The organism is Candidatus Zixiibacteriota bacterium (assembly GCA_040752815.1).
Taxonomy (GTDB): Bacteria; Zixibacteria; MSB-5A5; order GN15; family FEB-12; genus JAGGTI01.
This window is the reverse complement of record JBFMGC010000024.1, coordinates 1-23804: the sequence shown is the minus strand read 5'-3', so window position 1 is coordinate 23804 and position 23804 is coordinate 1. Positions and strand designations below refer to the sequence as shown.

At 58.3% G+C, this 23804-nt stretch carries 22 protein-coding genes; 8 read left to right on the top strand and 14 right to left on the bottom strand.

The genetic code is table 11. The features are described from left to right. The first annotated feature begins 9 nt into the window (after window positions 1-9). The 3 genes from AB1772_07650 to AB1772_07640 are packed head-to-tail and all read left to right on the top strand — an operon-like array spanning window position 10 to window position 4123. Window positions 10-1047, top strand: a complete 1038-nt coding sequence (locus AB1772_07650; GenBank protein MEW5796222.1) for a sulfite exporter TauE/SafE family protein — start codon at window positions 10-12, stop codon at window positions 1045-1047. Then, window positions 1044-3590, top strand: a complete 2547-nt coding sequence (locus AB1772_07645; protein ID MEW5796221.1) for a PEP/pyruvate-binding domain-containing protein — start codon at window positions 1044-1046, stop codon at window positions 3588-3590. The genes AB1772_07650 and AB1772_07645 overlap by 4 nt, the downstream gene beginning before the upstream one ends. Before the next feature lie 2 nt (window positions 3591-3592). After that, complete coding sequence (locus AB1772_07640; GenBank protein ID MEW5796220.1) at window positions 3593-4123, top strand: CBS domain-containing protein; 531 nt, start codon at window positions 3593-3595, stop codon at window positions 4121-4123. Window positions 4124-5277: 1154 nt separating this feature from the next. On the opposite strand, the gene AB1772_07635 is transcribed toward AB1772_07640, so the two are convergent. Then, window positions 5278-5463: a hypothetical protein gene (locus AB1772_07635; GenBank protein ID MEW5796219.1), complete on the bottom strand. Its 186-nt coding sequence runs from the start codon at window positions 5461-5463 to the stop codon at window positions 5278-5280. Continuing rightward, a complete protein-coding gene (locus tag AB1772_07630; protein ID MEW5796218.1) occupies window positions 5460-5783 on the bottom strand; it encodes a hypothetical protein in 324 nt (107 codons plus the stop codon). The genes AB1772_07635 and AB1772_07630 overlap by 4 nt, the downstream gene beginning before the upstream one ends. Before the next feature lie 526 nt (window positions 5784-6309). Between AB1772_07630 and AB1772_07625 the strand changes: the two genes are divergently transcribed. The 5 genes from AB1772_07625 to AB1772_07605 all read left to right on the top strand — a co-directional run bounded on the left by AB1772_07625 (window position 6310) and on the right by AB1772_07605 (window position 10412). Then, the gene (locus tag AB1772_07625; protein ID MEW5796217.1) at window positions 6310-6990 is read left to right on the top strand and encodes a UPF0149 family protein; all 681 of its coding nucleotides are present in this window, start codon (window positions 6310-6312) and stop codon (window positions 6988-6990) included. 12 nt (window positions 6991-7002) lie between these two features. Beyond that, the gene (locus AB1772_07620) at window positions 7003-7377 is read left to right on the top strand and encodes a DUF4440 domain-containing protein (GenBank protein ID MEW5796216.1); all 375 of its coding nucleotides are present in this window, start codon (window positions 7003-7005) and stop codon (window positions 7375-7377) included. 470 nt (window positions 7378-7847) lie between these two features. Further along, the gene (fumC, locus tag AB1772_07615; GenBank protein ID MEW5796215.1) at window positions 7848-9251 is read left to right on the top strand and encodes a class II fumarate hydratase; all 1404 of its coding nucleotides are present in this window, start codon (window positions 7848-7850) and stop codon (window positions 9249-9251) included. A gap of 165 nt (window positions 9252-9416) precedes the next feature. Next, window positions 9417-9869 carry an NUDIX domain-containing protein gene (locus AB1772_07610; protein ID MEW5796214.1) on the top strand — a complete coding sequence of 151 codons (453 nt, stop codon included), beginning with the start codon at window positions 9417-9419 and terminating at the stop codon, window positions 9867-9869. A 75-nt stretch (window positions 9870-9944) separates the two neighbouring features. After that, window positions 9945-10412 carry a hypothetical protein gene (locus AB1772_07605; protein MEW5796213.1) on the top strand — a complete coding sequence of 156 codons (468 nt, stop codon included), beginning with the start codon at window positions 9945-9947 and terminating at the stop codon, window positions 10410-10412. 242 nt (window positions 10413-10654) lie between these two features. Here AB1772_07605 and AB1772_07600 read toward each other — a convergent pair whose 3' ends face one another. The 12 genes from AB1772_07600 to AB1772_07545 form a co-directional block, all read right to left on the bottom strand. After that, window positions 10655-11953 (bottom strand): M48 family metallopeptidase, encoded by a 1299-nt coding sequence (locus AB1772_07600; protein ID MEW5796212.1) that lies wholly within the window; start codon window positions 11951-11953, stop codon window positions 10655-10657. A gap of 99 nt (window positions 11954-12052) precedes the next feature. After that, window positions 12053-13015, bottom strand: a complete 963-nt coding sequence (locus AB1772_07595; GenBank protein MEW5796211.1) for a glycosyltransferase — start codon at window positions 13013-13015, stop codon at window positions 12053-12055. A 17-nt stretch (window positions 13016-13032) separates the two neighbouring features. After that, a complete protein-coding gene (locus AB1772_07590) occupies window positions 13033-13728 on the bottom strand; it encodes a haloacid dehalogenase type II (GenBank protein MEW5796210.1) in 696 nt (231 codons plus the stop codon). Between the two features lie 45 nt (window positions 13729-13773). Then, entirely contained in the window at window positions 13774-14583 is an 810-nt protein-coding gene (locus AB1772_07585) for a PASTA domain-containing protein (GenBank protein MEW5796209.1), read from the bottom strand. Window positions 14584-14651: 68 nt separating this feature from the next. Then, entirely contained in the window at window positions 14652-16022 is a 1371-nt protein-coding gene (gene rsmB / locus AB1772_07580) for a 16S rRNA (cytosine(967)-C(5))-methyltransferase RsmB (protein ID MEW5796208.1), read from the bottom strand. Between the two features lie 313 nt (window positions 16023-16335). Further along, window positions 16336-17733: an aminotransferase class V-fold PLP-dependent enzyme gene (locus tag AB1772_07575; GenBank protein ID MEW5796207.1), complete on the bottom strand. Its 1398-nt coding sequence runs from the start codon at window positions 17731-17733 to the stop codon at window positions 16336-16338. Window positions 17734-17830: 97 nt separating this feature from the next. Further along, the gene (locus AB1772_07570; GenBank protein ID MEW5796206.1) at window positions 17831-19051 is read right to left on the bottom strand and encodes a glycosyltransferase family 4 protein; all 1221 of its coding nucleotides are present in this window, start codon (window positions 19049-19051) and stop codon (window positions 17831-17833) included. A 62-nt stretch (window positions 19052-19113) separates the two neighbouring features. Continuing rightward, a complete protein-coding gene (locus tag AB1772_07565) occupies window positions 19114-19524 on the bottom strand; it encodes a YkvA family protein (GenBank protein ID MEW5796205.1) in 411 nt (136 codons plus the stop codon). A 46-nt stretch (window positions 19525-19570) separates the two neighbouring features. Then, window positions 19571-20128, bottom strand: a complete 558-nt coding sequence (locus tag AB1772_07560) for a 2'-5' RNA ligase family protein (GenBank protein ID MEW5796204.1) — start codon at window positions 20126-20128, stop codon at window positions 19571-19573. A gap of 18 nt (window positions 20129-20146) precedes the next feature. Continuing rightward, entirely contained in the window at window positions 20147-21607 is a 1461-nt protein-coding gene (locus tag AB1772_07555; GenBank protein ID MEW5796203.1) for an OmpA family protein, read from the bottom strand. 27 nt (window positions 21608-21634) lie between these two features. Continuing rightward, entirely contained in the window at window positions 21635-22864 is a 1230-nt protein-coding gene (locus AB1772_07550; protein MEW5796202.1) for a SpoIID/LytB domain-containing protein, read from the bottom strand. 69 nt (window positions 22865-22933) lie between these two features. Continuing rightward, window positions 22934-23804 (bottom strand): anhydro-N-acetylmuramic acid kinase (locus tag AB1772_07545; protein ID MEW5796201.1); only part of this gene is annotated, 871 nt, incomplete at its 5' end.

Sequence of the window (23804 nt, the reverse complement as noted above, 5' to 3'; positions counted from 1 at the left end):
ACACAGATCATGTCTGAAGGTCTCTTTGATATCTATCTGCCGATCGCCGGCATCCATTTCAACGTGCTGGTGCTGCTCGGTATCGGTTTTTCGGTCGGTGTACTGGGCGGTTTTTTTGGCGTAGGCGGCGCCTGGGTAGTCACTCCCGCGCTGAATATCTTCGGCTTTAACATGGCGTATGCGATTGGTACCGATCTGGCGCACATTTTCGGCAAATCGATTGTCGCCACCCGTAAGCATGGCAAGATGGGCAATGTCGACGTCAAAATGGGGCTGCTCTCTATTATCGGCTCAGTGATCGGGGTCGAGATCGGCGCCCAAAACGTCATGTGGCTGACCAGCAAGGGACTGGCCGGTCCGGTGATCCGTTATGCGTACATGCTGCTTCTCTTTGGACTCGGCGCGTACATGCTGTATGACTACTTCACCAAGGATAAACGCCAGGCTAAAAAGATCGCCGAAGCCGAACTCAGAGCCGCCATGCCCGAGAGAAAGAAGAAGTGGGACATCCCGCCTATGATCTACTTCCCGGTCTCGGGGGTAACGGTCTCCCTCTGGGTGGTCCTGGCCGTCTTCTTTCTTACCGGCTGGCTCTCCGGTTTTCTCGGAGTCGGCGGCGGATTTATACGCATGCCTGCGCTTATCTACCTGATCGGCTGTCCCACGGCGATTGCGGTCGGCACCGATCTCTTCAGTGTCGTCTTCACTGGCGCTTACGGCTGCTTTACCTATGCGCTTAAGGCGCGGGTGGAGATTATCGCCGCGTTTATCATGCTCTGCGGCGCAGCCGTGGGGGCACAGATCGGCGTCTCGGCCGTGAAGTATATCCACGGCTACGGGATCCGGCTGCTGTTTGCCATCATGATCATTCTCGCGGGCGGCTCAGTTGCACTTAAACAGGCCAACCTGTCCGGGCTGGCCGGGTACGCCGTCATGGGCGCCGCGCTGAGCATGTGCGCCATAATCATCGTGCTCATGGTGCGCGGTTTCCGTAAGGAAAAAGCTCTTATGGCGACTGCACCGGCGAGCAAACCGACCTCTCGATGAGCTGGCTGAAGAACATCTTCGGGAATTCAAGCGCCCGGCGACAGGCGGTTCTTCAGCGGATTCAAAGCCGGTATTCAGTCTTCCGCGTGCTGCTCGACCAGCACAACCAACTGCTGAAAACAATCAGCCGTCTCGAGGAGCGCCACCGCTACGGCGAGCTGCTCGATTTCAACACCGTCTGGATCGAATTCACTCGGATTAAAGAGGGGATGAAACAGCTTATCGGCCTGATGATCCAATTGGGCGGCGAGCGCTACAATCCGCTGAACCAGCGACTGCAGGTTTGCAGCGATGAAATCGACAGCCTTTTCCCCTCCAGCAAACCGACTCCGAGGGACGATTTTGTCATACCTTTCGCGCAACTGGGGCGCGAGCGCACTCCCTCGGTCGGCACCAAGAACGCCAACCTCGGCGAAATGAAATCGGTGATCGGGCTGCCTGTGCCCGACGGCTTCGCTGTCAGCGCCTGGGCCTACAAGCACTTCATGGAGGTTAACCAGCTTCAAAAGCGGATCGACAACCTTCTCCGCAACGTGCAGATTCAAAAGTACGACGACCTCGAGATCATCAGCAACGACATCCGCGAGATGATCTCCTTCCGCTCGGTCCCGGATGATCTCGCGGCGGCGATAACGACCGCCTTTGACCGCCTCGCATCCGGAACTAAAAGCCGCGGGTTCGCCCTGAGATCGAGCGCCGTCGGCGAGGACACCGCGTTCACCTTCGCCGGCCAGTACGTGACCTTTCTCAACGTCCGCCGCGAGCAACTCCTCGAGCGCTACAAAGACATCCTCTCCAGCAAGTTCACGCCGGCAGCAATCTACTACTTGTTCAGTCACCGTCTGGCTGAGATGGATTTGGCGATGGGTGTCGTATGTATGGAGATGGTCGACTCGATGGCCAGCGGGGTCGCCTACACCCGCGATCCGATCAATCCCGACGCTCCCTATGTCGTGATCAACTCGACTTTTGGTCTCGGCACTTATCTGGTCGACGGCATCATCACGCCTGATCAGTTTCACGTCTCGCGCGAAACCGGGAAGGTCATCGCCTCGCAAATCGCTCACAAGCCGGTGCAACTGGTTCTCTGCCCCGACGGCGGCACGAGCGAGAAACCGGTCGAGAGCGAGATGCGGGATACCCCGTCGCTTAACCACAAACAACTCGCCCGGCTGACGGATTACGCTCTGCGCGTGGAACGCCACTACGGCGGCCCGCAGGATATCGAGTGGGCCCTCAGCCGTACCGGCGAACTCTACATCCTGCAAACCAGACCTCTGCGCGTAATCACAAGCCGGTCCGCGGGCGGTGTTGCTGTCACCGGAAACGTGAAGGTACTTGCCCGCGGAGGAACCACCATCTGTCCCGGAGTCGGCTCCGGCCCGGCCGCGATTATCAAGTCAGTCGAGGAAGTATCCACTGTGCCGCCGGGGTCGGTGCTCATCGCCCCGAATCCATCGCCGCGACTAATTGCGGCCATGCACAAGATCAAAGCGCTGGTAACAAAAGTCGGCGGCAGCGCCAGCCACATGGCTACGCTGGCGCGCGAGATGGCGTTGCCCACGATCGGCGGCTTATCCGATTTGGAGCATATCCGACCGGGGCAGCTGATGACAATCGACGCTACCAACTGTGTCATTTACGACGGTCTTATAGAGGCTTCATCCGTTGCTGAAGCAAGACCAGCGACGGAAGCAGCGGCCCCCACTGGTTACCCGGTCGTAAACGACATCATGACCCGTATCGCGCGCCTTCAGGTTATCCACGCCGGTGACCCCGATTTCACCGCTGACAATTGCAATTCCTTCCACGATATCCTGCGCTTTGTCCATCAAAAATCGCTCGAAGAAATCTTCTCGGCCCTCACGCGGATCGAAGACAAAGACACCATAGGCCTTCGTCTCAAGACGAAAATCCCGCTGCTGATAAACATCATCTACCTTGATCAGGAAGGGTACCTGGTCAGCCGGGGGAGGCGATCGGTGGACGAAACCACCGTGGAGTCGATGCCGATGCGGGCATTCTGGGGCGGCCTGCTCGAAGAAGGCTGGACCCAGCAGGCCGTTCCGTCGGACCTAAAAGGGTTCTTAGCGGTCGTGGGCACAAGTATACAGGAGGGACACCGTCCGGAATTCTCCGAAAACAGTTACGCCTTTCTCAGCCAGGATTACATGCTGCTGAACCTACGCATGGGGTATCACTTTCAGACTATCGAGGCTATCGCCACACCGCAGCCGGAAAAGAACTACGTGCGCTTGCAGTTCAAGCTGGGCGGCGCAGCGCTGGAAAGGCGTATCCGCCGGGTATGGTTGATCAGCCGCCTGCTCGGATTGGCCGGTTTTGAAAACACCAGCGAGGGGGATTATCTCGACTCATCGGTCGCCTATCTGACCCAGACCGACATCCTTGAGCGGTTGCGCCTGCTGGGACGGATCACTATCTTGACGAAGCAGCTCGATATAACCTTGACCAGCGATGCCCGGGCCGCCTGGTATCTGAAGGCTTTCGCCGAGAAACTGGGCCTCGACCACAAGGAAGACTGATCATGGCAGTGAAACGTGTCGGCGATTTCATGGTCCCCCTGGACATGTTCCCGTCGATTCCGTACTGGTTTACCCTGCGCCAGGCCCTCGCCGAACTGGGGGAGTTCGAAATCAAACGAAAAGACCAAAAAGCCATCCCCTGGCTTATGCTCGTGTTTAGTGCCCAGAACCGCTTGCTTGGCATCGTGCGGCGAAGGAGCATCCTCGACGGCCTCCGCACGGCACTCCTGCCGCACCGGCTTTCCGTCAATCATCAGGTACCATACGAAGTAACTACCGACAGCGCCCTCTACTCACTGCAGTCGTCATCCGAGAATATCATCGCTCAGCTCAAGAAGCAGGTGGAGCGTCAAATAATCGAATTTATGACGCCCATACAGGTTACAGTCGATTACGAAGACTCCGCTCTCTCGGCGATCCACCTGATGATCGACCGCAACCTGATATTCGTTCCAGTCATGAAGGACGGCCAGGTGACCGGCCTGATCTACGCCGAGGACGTATTGCACGAAGTCCTCGCGCAGATTGTGTGAATGAGTATTACCACTGTCATGCCCCAGCTCGACCGGGGCATCCATGCCCATAGGCGGCAGGCAACCCTTCCCGGTATCCCCCAATCAACTTGCCCGAAAAAAAGACGGCCCCACAGCAGCAGGGCCATCTTAAATGGTGGTGCCGAATACCCCAGCCATCGGACGTCCACTCAAATCTCGTTGCGCTGCAGACTCTTACGTCCGCCCGGCATACCCGGTGTCCATTCGCGGCAGACACATGTGCACGGCCCGCCGCAGGCGGGGTCTGTCCGGTCCTGTCGGAGCCAATTCACTCCGTATCGCGTACCGAAACGCGTCAGCCAGCATCGCTTTACGGACGAAACAACAGACGAGGTAAACCGCAAGGAGTACCTTGACCCAAGATTAATAGATAGGTGGGTGGATTAACCAAGAGCCAAATCGAAGATGGTGGAGCTTTAACAATCTTCCAGAGTACTCCTTCAGCGGTTTACCTTTTTTATCGTCCTGCCGGACCCTGTCGTCCCGGGAGAGCGGGATCTACAGTCTCCGACTAATGCCAAAGTACGCCTCCCGTGGGTTTCTGTCAAGGAATAAGTGCCCAGAACCGGCTGTTTTCGGTGCCGCCCCGGAAAAATCGGTGGATAACCTGCCGGCAAAGCTCGTTTTGTTACTGTGTAGCCCCCCGGAGTTGCCTGGCAGGTGGATCTGCTGCAGCAAGGCCTGCTCCGAGTCCGATTCGCCTCCCGGGCCACGGTCGGTTGGAGACCTGACGCCGAATACGGCCTCGCGGTGGATGGGGAGGTCCGCCACGCACCTGAGCCGCGGTGGCGGTCTTGTAGGTCGGGTTCCGCGCGTTATCCCATGGAGCGCGAAACCCGACATTGTTCTTACTTGCGAGACGGATACCGTGTCCGGCGCGGCGCGGCGGGCTTGAAGCAAGCCCACCCTACGGTTCCAGGTGTCGAAACCGCCCCCGAAGCCGGGACTGGTTTCGACCTACAAGACTCCGGAGGGAGTAGGGCAGAATCCCAGGATCGCGTGCGATAGCGTGCGATCGGTGATTCTGCCGGGCACGCTAGGGATCGTGATGACAGAACCGCTCAGTCGAAGCGACGCGGGTTCTGCCCCACGGAGCTGATCGGCAGGGCTCCATCCCTGCCGCTTTCAGCACGTCACAGGCAGTTCGGCAAGCCTAATGTCGGGCCCGTGATGAACAGATAATCAATCAGAATCGTGATGTCGCCAATTGTGACGTCGTCGCGCACCGGAGCTGCCCCTCCCGACTGGTTGATGTCGGCCTCCTCAAGGCAGAACAGGATCCCGTCGCAGGTGCCGGTAATAAACTTGGCGTCGATCATCGTGGTGACATCGCCAATAGTCGGCTCGTCTTCATTCGATTGATTGGCGTCACGACCCGCGCCACGCAGCAGCTCTGGACAAAATCCTGCCAGTAGCCCTGCTTGACCCTGAAGTTCGATGACGCCACCGTGCCGGTCGCGGTCTGGCCGACCGTGAAGTTCAGAATGTAGCTGGCCGAACTCTGCCGGTCACCGCCGCCGGAGATCACCTGCCAGTCGATTCTCTCACCCTCCGCGATGGCCGGCGATGAGGCTGCCGACACCACGAACGCGGTCAGAATCACCGCCGGGAGTATGGCTCGAATTGGATTAAGTGTCATGTGCATATCGCACTCCTATGATCATCGTATGTTTCGTGGGCGGCAGACCTCCTGGTCTGCCCCACGGTGGCAAAGTGCGTCCGGGTGGCCCACCCTTTGGGTGGGATGGATAGAGATCTGTCATCCCGGTTTTGGTACCTCACAGCTTGCTGTGGGTTTTCACAAGCGTTTTCGGACAGACGGGACCCCAGTCCCGTCATACCCGCGAAAGCGGGTGCCCAGTTGTGATCGCTATGGTGGCCCAAAGATGTCGAAAGAAACACGGCGTAAATGGGTGTAGGCATACGGGCCGGTGATCGGCCGACACAACTAGACCCTCGGTCGTGGCCGAGGGTGACGGCCCTTAGGGCCGTCGGAGCACCGAGAGTTGTGTAGTTCGTCTGGTACATATCATTGTCGAACAACCCACAGCAAGCTGTGGGCTACCGGTTTCGTCTGCCCCTTTGTCGCAGGGCAGTCGAACAACCTACAGCAAGCTGTTGGCTACCCTGCTTGACCCGTATTGTCGGTCTGGCTATAATGAAAGATGGAACTTAATGCACCGCTTTCCAGCGAGGAACTCGACGAACTGGAAGACTTCCTCGAGTCGGATGCCGTCCCGGACGAGTGCATGCCTTTGGCCATGCTCGACGGCTTCATGACCTGCCTGGTTGTCGGCCCCGATACGATCATGCCAAGCGAATGGATGCCGGTAGTGTGGGGGGATCCGAAGGGTCCGACGTTTGAGACTCTCAAGCAAGCCGAGATAGTCACCGGTCTGATGATCCGCCACATGAACCAAATTGCCCGGACGTTTACGGAAGGGCGTCCAGAGTATCCATGGATGCTGCAACTGATCGACGATGGCAAAGCATCTGATTTCGACGTGGACGATTGGTGTCTTGGTTTCCTGACCGCAATGCTTCTGAGGCAAAAGGACTGGACTCGATTCCTCGAGTGCGAGGAAGGTATAATGGCAGCGCCGCTTATCACTCTTGGCACGAAGGCAGGCCTGGAGGAGATTGAGCAGGCTGCAGACCCCGCCGCTGAACGGGCTGACTGGGTACGGCAACTGGCGCCCTGTGTCCAAATCATTTTCGCCTATTGGCGAGCGATGCGTACGAGCGGCGGCCCGTCGAAATGGAAAGCTCCGTCGCCCAGATCCGCTGCAGGTAAGCACATCTCCAGATCCGGTTCCAAAGTGAAGAAACCCAAGCGGCGGAAGTGACGGCTGTATAACGTGCACACCGTCAAGTCCTTGCACGATCTTCTGCTCGAACTCGAATTGCGCCTGATCGAGCCCGACGTTCGCCGGTCGCGGCAGGCACTCGAAGAACTTCTCGCCGATGAGTTCCGCGAGTTTGGCTCCTCTAGTCAAATCTACGACAGGCAGCAGATAGTCGACGCTCTGCAGGACGAACCCGGTTGCCGATGGGAACTGCGGGATTTCGAGGTGACGGAACTCTCTTCGGAGTGCGCTCTGGCGACATATCGTGCAACTCGCACTACTATCGTCACAGGGGACATAGTCAACTCGCTGCGCAGTTCGATCTGGGTGTTCCGTGACGGTCACTGGCAAATGCTGTTCCACCAAGGCACGCGGACGACCGATTGACCGCTAGTGGGGCGGGTCTGCTTCAGACCCGCCATCTCCAATCCTGAAGAGAGAAGGCCCCGGTGGGTTGGGGCCTCGGCCTGGGGAAGGAGGGGTATAGTAGAGGGGATGTGGACCGTCTGTAGAGCAGTCGCAGCCAGTTTACCGTTATCGTGTTAGCGCAGTATGAAGCCGCTGATAAATTGGTGATAATACGGCGGGGAAGCCTCGTAGGTCGAAACCCCTGTGGTTTCGACATTCTGGCGTCTTGCGACTTGTGTGACCCCGTCATGTCTAAACCACGTCGCCCGCCTGCCGCGGCCGACTCAGGGATTCTGACCTACAAGAGAGTTTCCGATTCGGCAGAACCGATCAATGGTTAATGGTTCTGCCCTACGGCGACCGGCCGTGCCCCCCCTCTTGCCCCCGCCCCCAAATCCCCTATATTCCGTCCCGTTGAAACTGTGTTCGCGAATGTACAGGAGATACCAATGAAATACCGCGTTGAAACCGATTCCATGGGCAAAATCGAGGTGCCGGTCGACCGCTACTACGGCGCCCAGACCGCCCGCTCCCTCATGAATTTCAAAATCGGCGGCGAAACCATGCCGGTCCCGCTCATCCGGGCGTTCGGCGTCCTCAAAAAATGCGCCGCCCAGGTCAACCAGGACCTCGGCCTGCTCCCCAAAGACAAAGCCAAACTGATTATCGCCGCGGCGCAGGAAGTAATCGACGGCAAGCTCGACGGCCACTTCCCGCTCGTGGTCTGGCAGACCGGCTCCGGCACCCAGACCAACATGAACGCCAACGAGGTCATCTCCAACCGCGCGATCGAGATGGCTGGCGGCGAGAGGGGCAGCAAGAAGCCGATTCACCCTAACGACGATGTCAACAAGGCGCAGTCATCGAACGATACCTTCCCGGCCGCGATGCATATCGCCGCGGTGGTGCAGATTCACGCTGAACTGATCCCCAAGATGACTCTCTTGCGCGACACGCTGAACAAAAAGTCGAAAGAGTTTGGCAAGATCATCAAGATCGGCCGCACGCACCTGATGGACGCCACGCCGCTCACCCTCGGCCAGGAATTCTCCGGCTACACCCAGCAGTTGACCAACGGCCTGGCGCGGCTCAAGGACTGCCTCAAGCGGCTCTATCCGATTGCGCTCGGCGGCACGGCGGTAGGCACCGGCCTCAACACGCATCCGGAGTTTGCCAAGCGTGTGGCTACAGCTATTGCAAAAGAGACCGGCTATCCGTTTGTGACCGCTCCAAACAAGTTCGAGGCGCTCGCCGCGCATGACGCGATTGTTGAGGCGTCGGGCGTGATGAAGACTATCGCCTGCTCGTGCATGAAGATTGCGAACGACATTCGCCTGCTCGGGTCCGGCCCGCGCTGTGGGATCGGCGAGCTGCTTCTGCCGGAGAACGAGCCGGGATCGTCGATCATGCCCGGCAAGGTCAACCCGACTCAGTGTGAAGCGATGACCATGGTGGCGGCGCAGGTGATCGGCAACGATGTAGCGGTCAATGTGGGCGGGGCGACCGGCCATTTCGAGCTAAACGTGTTCAAGCCGGTGATGATCTACAACCTGCTGCAGTCGATCAAGCTGCTGGCCGACGCCTGCGAGTCGTTCAACGACAACTGCGCGGTCGGTATCGAGGCGAATACGGCCAACATTAAGAAGAACCTATTCGGCTCGTTGATGCTGGTGACCGCGTTGAATCCGCATATCGGGTATGACAACGCCGCAAAAGTGGCCAAGAAAGCTCACGCCGAAGGCACGACACTCAAAGAGGCCGCCGTGGCTCTGGGCTTGCTGACCGAGAAGGAGTTCGATCAGAAAGTCCGCCCGGAGAAGATGATCGCCCCGAATCTGGGGGTGAAGAAGTAGGTCTGTAGGGCGGGTCCGCCTCGAACCCGCCATCGCCGGTAGGTCGGGTTCGCCGCATGGACAATTGGAGCGGCAAACCCGATATGCACGAATCGTAGGGCAGGAGCCCTGTGCTCCTGCCACCATCGGCAGGCACGGAGGCCTGCCGATCAGGTAGTTTGCCAAATGCGCCTCCCTATCCAAGTCAGCATCTTCGTCGTTAGACCCGGCCCACGGGGCGGCTACGAGTACCTGCTCCTGCACCGCGTACTCCCCCGCATCTCGTTCTGGCAGCCGGTTACTGGCGGTGCCGAATCGGGCGAGACTATCGAACAGACCGCCCGTCGCGAATTGACAGAAGAGACCAGCCTGGCGCCAGATTATATTCGCCCGATAGGGTTCACGTATTCCTTCCCGCCCGACGAGTTTTTCAGAGACGTGTACGAGACCCTGCCGGATGAGATTGTTGTGCACGTCTTTGTCGCCGGCGTGCCGGCGGCGTCCGAGCCGATAATCGATCCTGTGGAGCACGACGAATACCGGTGGCTTTTGTATCACGACGCGCTTGAGCTGCTGCACTGGTGGGATGATCGGGAGGCCGTTCGCAAGGTGGAAGAATTTCTCGCAAAAGTGGTTTGAGCGCCGCGACGGATCATCTACGTCCATTTACGTGTACAAAAAGCTAAATGGCGGCGTGAGGCCAGGAGGTGCATAATGTCGAATAAGATCGGCATCATTGCGGTCGCGGTGGTTGTCACGGTGTTGACGACGGCGCTCGTGATCGACGCAGACGACAAGCGGCAGGCGATTATCAGCGCGCTGGGCAACGCCAATCTGACCCAGTGCGGCATCGAAAAGCTCACCGACCAGGAGCGTAACAACCTGTTCCGGGTGATCGGATCGTTTCCCGTTGCGTCGTACACTCAGGCGGCGGCTGAGGCATATCTGAAGCGACATGGTTGGCGCCAGGTGCAGGTGATCGGCGCGGTGGTCGTGGACACGGTCTGGGATGAAAAGCACATATTAGTTTCGGACAACTACGACCTGTTCCTGCTGGATCCATCAATTGTACCTAATCTGCCGGATCCGGGTGTGTACTGGGCGGAAAGCTCCGGCTCTGCCTGGAAGCTGATCTTTCCTGACGGCGACGAAGGCAGTTTCTGGGCGGAGGAATTGGATTAGGCAGTATTGTTCCCCGCGTGGACGCACCAGGGATCACACGATCGGGGGGCAGTCTCACCAACACGCCAAACAGGTGGCCTGAGTACACAACTCCATTCGGTTCTACTGCGCGGAACCGAGTAATGTCAGGTTTTGACACAACTACATGAGGTTTTGACACAACCCCGTCAGGTCGGGTGCAACTGTGCGGCCTGCGAGAGGCGTCATCGGATCATCCGTAGCCGACCGCAATTCGATCTCGCCTACGGTTTCCAGGTGCGCGCGAACTCCATCCGCTTTTTGAGCGAGGGATGATCGTAAAACCAGAACTCGACCAGTGCGCTTGGATCGGGGTCGGACAGATTCAGCACCGAGAGCTTGTCAAATGTCCTCGCCGCAGTCTCACAATCGACACCGCTCGCAATCATGCCGTACTCGTCGGACTGCCGCTCCATGAAACGGCTGGCAGCGTTGGTGACCGGCTGAAAGACAAAGCTGAAGATCGACAGGTAGGCGGCAATGAGCGGCAGCGAGGCATAATCACCGAGTCGCTCGAAGCGAAAGCTGTCTTTCAATCGAGATATCGTCACCGGTAAGAGCCGACTCGCCAGCCAGAACGCCGCCAGGATAAACAGGATCGCGACTCCCAGCCCCCACCAGATGTGGTGTTTCAGATAGTGGCCCATCTCGTGCGCCATGACGAACTTGATTTCGTCGGTGGTGAAGTTCTTGATTAGGGTGTCATAGAGGACGATGCGCTTCGTTCCGAACAGGCCGGTGACATAGGCATTGACTTTGGTCGACTGTTTCGAGCCGTTCACCTCGAATACGTCTGCGCCGTCGATCCCCGACCTATGGGCCAGCGCCAGAATCTCTGACTCAAGCTGTTTGTCCTTCAACGGGCCAAACTCGTTGAACAGAGGCGCGACTACCACCGGAACAATGACAACGAGCGCAACCGTTAACGGAATCGCGCCCACCGAGAACCAGAGCCACCAACGCTTGAGCCGGGTCAGCACCCAGTAGAGAAACCAGACCGGGACGATCAGGAGCACGGCGCTGACCAGAAGCGCAAGCAGGTCCTCCGCCCACCATTGCGCAAAGGTCTGGTTCATGAAGCCGTAGCTACGCTCCACAAGAAAGCCGCGATAGATGGAAAACGGCAGATTCAGAAGATAATCCGCCAGCATAAAGAGGCAGAGAAAGACCCACAGAGCGAAAAACTTAAACGGGATCCTGGCGCTCCAGTTGCGGAACCGGGCCGAGAGGCCGGTAAACAGAATCACCGCCAGCACGGCCAGCCCGATAAAGAACCCGGCGAACCGCCACACGTTGACAAACTTGGAGTACGACACCAATCGCTCGTACCTCTCGGGTGACATCGGGTAAATTGGTTCCGTGCTGTCGGCGGGGAACACGGATGCACCCAGCGCTGCCGAATCTTCGGATTCTGTAGCCTGCGTATCCGTCAGAATCGTATCCGGCGGGACAGCGGAATCGGCCACAATCATTATGGGCGAGAGCAGGGATGACACCAAAAGTGTCAGATAGACCGCTTTCACATAAGACTCCTCTGAAACTAACCGACGCGCCAGAAGTTAGTGAGAAGAGACGCCGCCGTCAAGCTTCGCTCGACACCAGCCAACCGAGGGGGGAGAGGTTCACAATGTTGTGATGGATGCGACGGCCTGCTTGATGCGCTCGGCGACGTTTTCATCCCGGCCGACAACAAAATCCGGCCGGGTGTCTTCCATACCGTCCCCTTTGAACGCCAAGGTCTTGCACCCGCAGGCCTGAGCTTCTTTGAGGACTAACCCGAATCCCTCACCATAAGATAGCATGATCAGCAGAATTGCCTTGTTGAATCTAACAGCCAATTGCTCGCGAGTAGCCTGGCCTTGGAGTGTGATGCGATCAGATACGCCAAGCCGGCGGATAAGCGCCTGCAAGTCTTCTTTGTCCGGTCCTTCTCCGTAGATCTCGAGTTTCAGGCCGGGGATCTTTGCGATTTCTCTGATGGCAAGGTCGAATTGCTTTCGGGGAATCAGTGAGCCAACAGTGACCAACAATCGGGGATCCCGCGGCTCATGGCGATTGACAAACATGGGACCGATCGGCATCGGCGCGACAGTGATACGGGCCCCCTCCAGGAACGGATACAGTTCGAGCAGGATTCGTTTCAGATCCGACGACACACATTGCCAGGAGCGGACTCTTCTCGCCCGCGACGCAAAGTATCGCGCTACCAGAGGGAATTTCTGGAGCTGGTACAGATCGGTGCCATGGCAGATGACATCGACCCTGTCGTAATACTTAGTCGCAAACGTTCCGTTGGGGAACCACCAATGGGCCAGAATGTCCGGCCGCTGTCCCAGGTTTTGGGCGGTCAACCGATCTATGTCGCGCTTGAGCTGACTTGACGTGTGGTGAAAATACCAGGCAAATTTCGGCCACTTCCAGGGCCTGCGTATCGAGCGGGTCATGGGGTACTCGCCGAACGGATAGTGGAGTACGACAACCTCGCTGCCGGTTTGCTGCCCCAGTAATTCGCCATGATCCTTGATAAACAGACCGGCGACCGGGTTGTCGTCTGTGGGGTAATTATGAGTTATGATTGCGATCATGACCAGTTCGTAATTTACTACACACCCATCTCACGTACAAGCGAGGCCAAATCGGAGAATGTAGCGTCGGGAGTCGCGACCGCCTCCGGGGTGGCGCCGGAGCCAGGACGGTCGTGGCGGCGGTCAATCCAGACCGTGCTCAAGCCCAGTTTCTTGGCCGGAGCGTGGTCATGATAAAGGGACTGGGCTACGTGCAAGAGCCGTTCGGCCGGGCAGCCGATTCTCTTCAGCGCAAAATCGAAGACATGCAACGATGGTTTGTATGCCCCTGCCTGCGCTGCGGTGACGATATGGTCGAAATCCACTCCCAGGCGCCTGTTTGTCCCTTCGAACAATTCGTCGTCGACATTGGATATGATTGCCAGACGATATCTATTCTTGAGTGCTTTCAGGGCAGAGATCGTGTCTTCGAACGGGGGCCAGCCCGTCAGCGAATTGGCAATTACAATGTGTTCGGAGTCGCCGGCCTCGAATCCAAACCTCTCGCACATTTTGGCCATCGCCTGGCGCAATACGTTCCTATAACTTTGGTACGGCCCCGCCTCGATATCCGATTCGATAGCCGCATACGTCTCGAGTATTGTGTCATCGGGTACAGTCACACCGTGCACCCTTAGAACCGGCTTTACTGCCAGGAGTATGCCGGTCTCCCAGTCAACCAGGGTACCGTAGCAATCGAATGACAGAACCTCAAACTGGTTGTATCTGAGCATGACAGTTGCCGCCGTCAAATCGTCCGGGCCCAAATTGCGCGTGCTTCACTTAATCACGGAGACGACCAGATCGACCTCGGTGCCGATATCGAGCTCCGCGCCCTCCGGCTCCGACTGATCCAGAACCGTCTCCGGCAGGTAGTTCTCGTTGGTGCGACGCGATACCACGCCCAGTTTTAGTCCCTTTTCCTGGATCTCCTTTTTGGCGGCGTCGAGTGTAAGCCCGATCAGTTTCGGCATGTATGTGAAAGTCGACGCCCGTCCGCGGTTGACCATCAGGTTGACCATCGATCCCAGCGGCACCTCGAATCCGGCGGCGGGATAAGAGAAGACTACAACCCTCTCGGGCAGCGTGTCCGATAACGCCCATTGAATCTCACCCATGGTCAGGCCGGCAGTCTCGAGATCGAGCATCGCCTGGCGGACAGATCTTCCGGCAAGCTCGGGAATCGGCACCATTTTCTGGCCAAGTGAAACGACAAATTTGATCATGCGGCCCGGCTTCACTTTGGTGCCGGCGCGGGGAAACTGCCGAATAATCACACCGGTCGGTACACCGGGTGCGTACTCTTCGGAGGCCACCTCGTGGGCGAGTTCCAGATCGGCCAGCGCCAGCTGGGCCTCAAGAACCGGTTTGTTGGTGTAGTCGGGCAAAAGAAACTCGGCGCCCTGACGGGTTACTATGGGCATCACGATCTTATCAAGTGCGACCGCCAGTATCAGACAGGCGACCAGCGGCACGGCAATCCACATGAGGAGCCGACGTTGGCGAGTGCCGGGCGGGAGCCAGCGGTCCAGCCATCCGGCCGGGGCGGACGCGGCTTTGGTCAGGCGTGAGGCACGGGGTCTGTCCATAATGTCTGCTTATACGGCATTTCCGAGCGGTAGATCAATCTAAAAAAGCCCGGACCGACATGGCCACGTCAGGAGTTCAGTTTTCTCTTTAAGCGAACGCAAAAGGATCCATCGAGCTCGTCGAATTCCGGGTATGTTTTGACAAACCCGCGCTCATTCACGAGTTCGTGCGGGAGGAATTGAGCAGCAGAATCGATCTCAAACTGATCATTACGGAGCAGGAAGTTCTCGACGATTTGATCGTTCTCTGACCGGATAATCGTACAGGTCGAGTAAACAAGCAGCCCACCGGGTTTTACCAGGCGAGCGGCACGGTCGATCATCTTGGCCTGAACCTTGGCCATGTTGGCGATATCGCTCTCGCTCTTGGCCCAGCGCAGATCGGCATGCTTGCGCGCGGTACCCCAGCCGCTGCAGGGCGGATCGAGTAGCACCCGGTCAAACGGGCCGCCGGTGAACTCTGTCATGTCACACGCCACCGGCGAAATGATTTTAATGCCGAGCCTCCGGGCGTTCTCTACCACCAACTCAAGCCGCTGGCGCGATTTATCGACCGCTGTCACCATCCCTTTGTTTCGCATTCGTACCGCGGTATGAGTCGCCTTCCCACCCGGCGCGGCAGTGAGATCGACCACATTATCACCTTGTTTCGGGTTGAGCAGGCGCACCGGCAAGCCCGAGGACTCGTCCTGAACGAACACCAGCCCGGTCTCGATCAGTTCCTTCTCCAGGGGCAGCCCTGAACTCTGAAGCCGAAAATACTCCGGCAGATATTTACCGGGTATGAATTCAATTCCGTTCTGGCGCAGTATCGCAGCGACATCGTCCGGTTTCGCCTTAAGATAGTTCACTCGATACGTCACGCTCGGCGGGCGGTTGTAGGCGGCCAGCAGTCGTTCAGTGTTCTCTATGCCGAACTCGTCCAGACAGTATCTCACAAAGTAGTCCGGGTAGCTGTACAAATCGCCGAGGTACTTCCACGGATTTTCGTCCTTGTCGGCAAAGCTGACTTTTTCGGGCTCGCGAAGCCGCGAGCGCATGACCGCATTGACCAGTTTGGCCTGGCTGACATCGGTGAACTTGCGGGCGAGGTTGACCGACTCGGAAACCGCCGCAGCGGCAGGCACACGATCTGTGAAGATCAGTTGGTAGAAGCCGAGTCGGAGGATGTTGGCAAGAACCGGCGGAAGCGGCACCGACGGCCGTGCCAGGTAGAACTTGATTTCGTGGTCGAGACGGCGGCGCATCTTGACCGTCCCATTAACGAGCTGAGTTAGAAACCGGACGTCGAGCGGCTTGAGCGACTTACCCTGAGCGACTTTCCGGATGGCGGCATCGGCCTCCTGCCCGGCCTCGATCTGGCCGATCGCCTCCAGCGCCGCTGCGCGGACAGGATCGTGCGATGTGGTTGTTGTTATGGTGTTACCGGTGTCACTCATCAACATCTAAACCGCCCGCCGAGTGGCGCTCATATCCGCACGGCAGGTTTTACTACAGGGTTTGTGCTTCAGCGTCGGGATATAAGTAACACTTTTTGGCCGGCGTTTCAAAGGCGAATCACCAGAGCGGCAGGTCCGGATACCCTGTCTCAAAAGACGCCAAAACTGTTGCGCCGGTGCTTGCCCCTTCTGCCTCGACCGTTGAGCAAGGCAAATGGGGTCGTTGCCTGACGCAACAGATCGAGGTTTTGAGACGCGACAATCCCTCAGCAAGCTGTAGGCTACCAGTCGGCCCTCCCCAGGACAACGGCATTCAGAACCGGAAATACTCGTCGAACTTGAACACGAAATCCCGCGGTTGGTATTCGCCGCGCTCCTTGTCGAGAACATAGTCAGCGGAGTACTCGCGCGTGGCTATCTTAGCGACCATGGTCGCGAACCAGTCGACATCCTCAATCGTATTGTAAAGACCGAACGATGCCCGCACCGCGCCGGGAAGGTGGGAGCGATCGCGATTGAGAATCTCCAGCTCATACTTGCGCGCCTGTGCATCGGTCACACCCATAAGCTCTTTGACATAGGTGTGGGCGCAGAAGCAGCCGGCGCGAACGCCGATCGCCCCCTCGTAACTGAGTATAGCCGCAGTCAGCGCGTGCGGGACGCTGTTGACATTGAAAGATATCACTCCCAGCCTCTGAGAAGCATTGCGCGGATCGACGCTGCCATAGACAGTAACCCCTGGAATTGTCTTCAGCCGTTCCAGGGCGTGCGCAGTCAGCTCGGACTCATGGCGGATGATATTGTCCCAGCCGAGCTGCTGATACAGCCGTATCGCTGCCCCAAGCGCCACGACGCCGACTATGTCCGGCGTGCCGGCTTCTTCTTTTTCCGGAAGATCCGTCCAGTAGGCTTCTTCGAGAGTGACGATGTCAACCACCCCGCCGCCGACCTCGCTGGGGTCGCCCATCTCAAAACACTCCTTTTCGCCGACTATCACCCCCACACCGTACGGCGCGTACATCTTGTGAGCAGAGAACACGAGGAAATCGATCTTGCGACCGGGGTCGTCCGGATTCATGTTTACCGGGCGATGCGGCACCAACTGGGCGCCGTCGACCATGATCTTCGCGCCCGCCTGGTGCGCCCGCGCGGCAAAGAAGCCCAGATCGTTTATGTATCCCGAGACATTGGAGGCGCCGGTTATCGCCACCAGGCGGACCCGGCCGGCATACTGTTTCAGCCTGGACTCGAAATCTGCCCGGTCGATCGTACCGTCCGGGTTCAGACCGACATGCACCACTCGTCCGGCGCGCCGCCAAGGGAGCTCGTTGGAGTGATGTTCCATCAACGTGGTCAGAATGATGTCTCCCGGGGCGCCACAGGCACGACCGGCAAGCTTATTGATCGCCTCGGTTGTGTTCTTGGTGAATATGACAACCTCGCGGTTCAAGTCAGCCCCGACAAATCGGGCCACCAGGTCACGCGCCTCCTCGAACGCCCAGCTCGACAGCTGCGATTTGAAACCGGTGCCCCGATGCACGTTGGAGTACCACTCGAGGAAGGAATTGACAGTATCGACAATCGGCTGAAACGGCGGTGTCGAGGCGGCGTTGTCGAAATTCACATAGCGGCGCGGGCCGTTGAGCGTGGGGACACGGGTGTCCGCGCCAACTATCAGCCGCGGCAGTGCGGAAATAGAAATCTGGGCCATGCGGTCTATCGCGTGTATTTGGTTATTACTCGTTTCGATACCATAAGCCTAAGAGGGAGTGAGGATCGGAAAGACGGAACAGCGGAGCCGGCTAGTGTCAGTCAGCTTCCCGGCTGATCAGGAACGAGAGATACTCTTTCGCCCAGCGTTCCCGGCGGTGGAATCTCTCGGCATGCTGGTAATAACGATAGCCCAGAGCATCGCCGTCAATCTTGCCCGATTTTACCTGGAGGATCAGATCACACAGCCGGTTGACATCGTCGCTGGCAAACGAGAGCACCCCGCCGGCGGCGCGAAGCTCGCGAACCGCTTCGCCGTCGCGGGCGCCGAAAAGGATCGGCCTGCCCGAGGCCATGTACTCGAACAGCTTGGCCGGAAACGTGCCCTGGGTGATCGGCACCTCGCGCAGGCTCTCGACCAGCACGTCAGAAGTTTTGAGAAAATACGGGATCGTCTCCAAAGGCTGGGCGCCGATAAAGACCACGTTGCGAAGGCCGTAGTCGCGCACCATGCCCTCGAGCGTGGAACGCTTCTCGCCGTCGCCGACAAACACAAAAAGCACATCGGGCTGATCGGTCAACTGGCGGGCGGCCTCGATCACCGTCTCAAGCGAATGCGCCCAACCGAGCGTGCCCGAATAGAGCACTAAAAACTTTTCCTCCCAGCCGAACTTTTTGCGAATACCATTGTGCCCGGCGGTGGCAAACTCCTGCCCGAACCCGGATTTGATCGTGGCGACCTTTTCAGCTGGAATGCCGAGGTACTTGATGTATTCGGCGATGCCGTCGGTGGCGGCAACAATCTTGTCGGCGCGACGGTAATGCCAGTGCATCAGCCGCTTGAGCATCCGCGTAAAAAACGTACGGTTCAGATTGCCGAAGTCTTCGCTTGACTCCGGCTGCAAGTCGCGAATCTCGATGACAAACTTAGCCCTGCGAAGTTTGCTTATCAGCCAGCCGATCACCGGTGTGTTGACCGGCGGCGTCGATGCCAGGACAACGTCGAATCCGGACCCGATGCGGAACGAATTCAGAAGACTGGTGAACAGGAAGATGACAAAGCCGATCATCCGCCGGCCGGGATACTGATTCGAGGCCGGCAGCACCCAGCTTCGATAGACCCTGACCCCGTCAAGTTCTTCGCGATAAAAGAACTTGCCGCGGTATTTGGGCGGCACTACTCCGTCAGGATAGTTGGGAATCGCAGTCAGGACCGATACTTCATTGCCCTGGCGCACAAAGTACCGGGAAAATTCGTACAGTCGTCTGACCGCCCCGCGTTCCGGCGGAAAGTGTTGGGTTACAATCAGAATCCTCATAATAGAGCAGGTTAATACTACCGGTTTCCAAACACTATTGCAAGCTAATAATCGGTCACAGATTAATTGCCCACAACCCGGACCAGGATGGCAATCGATACCCCCAAAGTCAAGAGCCATAAAGCTATAATGACGGCAGTGGCCACGTTGGTATCAGGCCTGAAAGTACATTCCATCGCTTTCTGGCGGTACTCGGCGAGTACTCTCTCTGGAATGGTTGTCCGAATAAGCACAATCCCAAGCGGGATGAGCACCAGGTCGTCGAGCTGGCCCAGGACTGGAATCGGGTCGGGTATCAGATCGATGGGGCTGAAAGCGTAGCCCACCAGACAGACCGCCGGCGCTTTGGTATACCAACGGACACGGCGATCGCGGCAGGCAAGGTATATGGCCCGCAGTTCAAGCATCAGTTGGCCGGTCTTGCGCCACCAATTCTTGTCGAGCGTGTGCGGTCCACGTGGTGATGCGTTCATACTGCCGGGAATGTAATGCACGCGAGAGTCCCGACCAATGACAGTCTTACGCCCCGGTAAGCGGAAACGTGCGGACCGAGACCCAGTGATGATCCGCCACCGGCGAAATGAGATCGATAGAGGTTACGTCGAACGATTCGCTGGGGAGGTACGACGCAATCTGATCCTTAACCAACATCACACGGTGAGGGGATATCTCCTTAGCCACCGTTACATGCGGAATCAGCTCCTTGAACGGCAGCGGGAGGTCGAGATTCGCGTAGAGTTGGCGATACAAACAGCGCAGCGGCTCCACTGGCGAGACTCCCCAGTAGATAATCGGCGTGCCGGGATAAAAATCCCCTACCGATTCAAGACGCACTTTCACCGGCGGGCACTTGCGTGCCTCGGAGTTTATTACGGCAGAAAGTTCTGCCAGGGGAACCGTGGTCTCCCACGGGAATACCAGCGTGATGTGAGCGGCGACCACGTCGTAATCCGGGTCGAACCTCTCCCGAATTGAGGCCACATAGCGCTCCAGCCTCTGGGGCAGGTAGATCACCACCGCATACTTCTTCTTGCGGGTGGTTTGGCCGATCTCGACATCCGTGTAGTTGTAGCCCATGTGATCTGTCCCACCGTCCTACTTGTAGAATACGATCTCGATCCGGCGGTTGCGGGCACGGCCCTCCGCGGTCTGGTTCGATGCCACAAAGTTCGTTTCACCCCGGCCGTACGCTTTCATGCGGTCAGCGTCGATCCCAAGCGACTGCAGAATTCCCTTCACCCGGTTGGCCCGCTTCTCCGAGAGCGCCCGGTTGGCGGCGTCGGTGCCAATATCATCAGTGTAGCCGTTAATGTCGATTTTGATGTCCGGGACGAAATTCAGCAGTCCCCCCAGGCGCTCGATTCGCTTCCGATTGTGCGGATCAACTTCGAATGACCCAGGCGCGTAGTCGATGTTCAGCACCATCGGCTTTGACAGCATGGTCAGGTCGATACAGCCGTGTTTGTCGACCTCGACCCCGGGCAGCGTGTAAGGGCAGTCGTCCAGGCCCTCCGGGACGCCGTCGTTGTCGCTGTCGATCGGGCAGCCGCGTTCATCGACCTGCGCTCCCACCAGACCAAACGCGCAGCTATCCGCATAATCAGGAAGGCCGTCGTAATCGGAATCGACCGGACATCCGTGGATATCGACCCGGTTTCTTGCCGGGGTGGGAGTAGATGGGCAGTCGTCGAGGCCGTCCTGGACACCGTCGCGATCGGAATCAACCGGGCAGCCGGACGCGTCCACATCGGCCCCGCGCGGCGTGCTAAGACAGGAATCTAGCGTGTCGTCGATTCCGTCACCGTCGCTGTCGCGCCGGGCTTGGCGTGGTAATTCGGGCCTTTCCGAAGCTGTCGACCAGGCCTTGTCCGAGGCCCACTCGGTGCGATCTGCCTGCCCGAAGTGGAAATACACTCTGGCCGAGGCGGTGAGCAGCAGTTTGTCACGGATATCGGATATTTCCGGCTCGAACTCCGCCCCTGCGCCGGTGAGGCGATCCGCCTGCCCGACAAAATGAAGCGAAACACGCGGCGACGGTCGTACCAGGATTCCAAGTGATCCGCCGAGAAAGAGCTCCGTGGCTGAGAAATCTGTAGGCTGGTCCTGGTCGCCTCGCACGACATAGGTGGTGTTGGAATCCGGATCGATCCCTTTCCAGATAAGCAGGCCGCCGCCGAGACCGGCGGTGAGGTTGAACAGCCGGTCGGGTTCAGAGAGCTTTCGGTCCAGACGAATCCCCAACCGGGTGGCCGCGAAATCGAGCGGGCTGTTGTTTTGAAACGATCCGGACGTATCCACCGACAGCTTGTTTTCGTCGTTGGCAAGTGTGTACACCGAGTAATCGAGTACGAGCTGCCAGCGCGACGACAGCCGGTGGGCGAGCGCCGCCTCGAACGCCGCCTTGCCGGGGAAACTGAAGAATTTGCCGCCCGACATCGATACAAGTCCGGCCCCGCCGCCGAGAGCGTAGCGGTAGTCCTCCGCCGCCGCCGGCGTTGCGATTATCAGCACACCCAGGATTGCGCCTGCGACCCGCATGATCCTACGGTGCCACACCACCGTCTCCAAAGCAACCTTAAACACCTAATAGAGCTTCTTGATGTCCACGCTGGCGTAGTAGTGCTTGAGGATACGCTCGTAATTCCAGCCGTTTCGCGAATGGCCGATCGCGCCGCACTGACACATGCCGACCCCGTGGCCGTACCCCTGTCCGCGAAAGGTCACGGATACGATGTTCTGAGCGGCGTCGCGCTCGATATCGATATCGAATCTGTCCGACGGCAGTATCAGGTCGGGATTGGAGGTTCGCCCGATCACCCAGCGGATGCGGTCCTTTTCAAAGCGATAGACATCCTGATCTGTCCGTACCAGCAGCCGACGCACTCTCCCTCCGGCTGTACGCTCCGAAACGGAGACATCGGTGATCGTGCCGATCCTGAGATCGCGTCCCCGATCCGATGCCAGATACTGCTCGATCCGACCGCGCAATTGCTGCTCGGTAAAGGCCTCTTGCCAGTTGTAATACTTGGACCAGGAGCAAGCTTCAAAATCTTCCACCGATTTGAGGTATGGCACTTCCTTGCGGTCCCAGACGTCGGCAATGTTGTCGGTACGCCCGCCGCAGGTGGAATGAAAGTAGGCATCGATCATGTCGTCCTGATATGTAGCCACCTGGCCGGCGGTCAGGTCAATTGCCTTGTTGGACAGTGCATTCTCGCCGGTGAAACCTTCGTAGACCTGATCCATGATGCTGGCCTTCATATCGTATGGCTCGCCCTCATACTGCTTCAGGTGAGCCATGGCGTAGGTGCGCGCCGCCACCGCCTGGGCCTTGACGGCCTCCATTTCGGTCTTGGCGCGAAGGCCGATTTCCGGCGGCACCACCCCGCGAAGGTAGTCTTCCATGTAGATGACATTGATCACCCGCACGACTTCCCCGCGCGGAAGAAATCGAAGCAGCCCGCGGTATTTCCGGTCGCCGAAGCGGACCCGGTTTCCGGCACCGCGCGGAATGACATTTACTTCGTCGAGATCCGCCCGGATAGCATCGCCTCTCGCGTTGCTGACTGAAAGGAGTGATCTTACCGGTTGGACGGTCACCGGTTGACTGGAATAGAACACCTCTTGTCGCCCGCCGCGAAGACACTCAATGGCGAACGAGGCATCGGAACCGGCCTGCACACCCTCGGCTTTCTCGTCCAGAAGGACACGCACAAACGGAATCCGAATGACCGAATCCAGGGATTCATCCTGCAATCCCGGTACGCCTCCGCATCCCCAGAGCAGACCGAGCAGCGCAAGTCCCGCAGCCATGCGTATGGACAATCGGCCGACGCACTTAAGCGATACGCTATAAATCACTTCCTGTGTCAAAATCAGTCCTTAATGTGGCGGCTGGACAATTCGTCCCAATACCGGTCGGTGCGGTTTTCTCATGCCGGACCCAAACCGAGTCGGGAGCGCCTCGCCGCGCAGGGCGGCCTCGCCCATGACCGCGTATGCCGAGGCTTCCACCAGGTCAGAGTCGTAGCCCAGCGCCGCGATCGATTCTACCGCGAGGCTGTCCGACAACCCGCGCAATCGTTCTACAAAGAATCTGTTGTGCACGCCGCCGCCGGTCAAATACAAACTCCGCACGGTGCGGTCGCGCCGAATGAACGGGCGAAGGCTGCGGCTGATCGCGCACACCGTCAGTTCCGCGGCGGTGGCGAGGATATCTGCTTTTTCGAGACGGAGCTTCCTGCCGGCTGCTATCAAGCGGTCGGCTAACCGCTGTCCGAATTCCTCTCGGCCGGTCGACCGTGCTCCTCTCTTGAAATACGGCTGCCCCAGGAGCAGCGTAAGCAGGCGCTGGCTCGTACGCCCCGAGCGCGCCAGCTTACCGCCGCGATCAAACGGGACGCCGAACAGTCGTGAAGCCAGGATGTCGCACAGGCTGTTACCGGGACCGCAATCCGCGGCTGCCGGCGCACGGCGGGCTTTTCTACCCGGAAAATAGAAGAAGTTGGACATCCCTCCGATATTGACAATCAGCCGCGATTCTTCAACGGCGGCAAAAAGCCGATGCATGGCCGCACCTGTGATCGGCGCCCCCTCGTTTCCAAGGGCGATATCGGCCTGACGAAAATCCCCCACCACGATTCGGCGGGTGTGCGCGGCGATCTGTTCGAGCGATCCCAGTTGCATTGTGCCGTTCACAAGATAACCGGCGAACCTGGTTTTTCTGGGAAGATGCCGCACAGTCTGTCCGTGC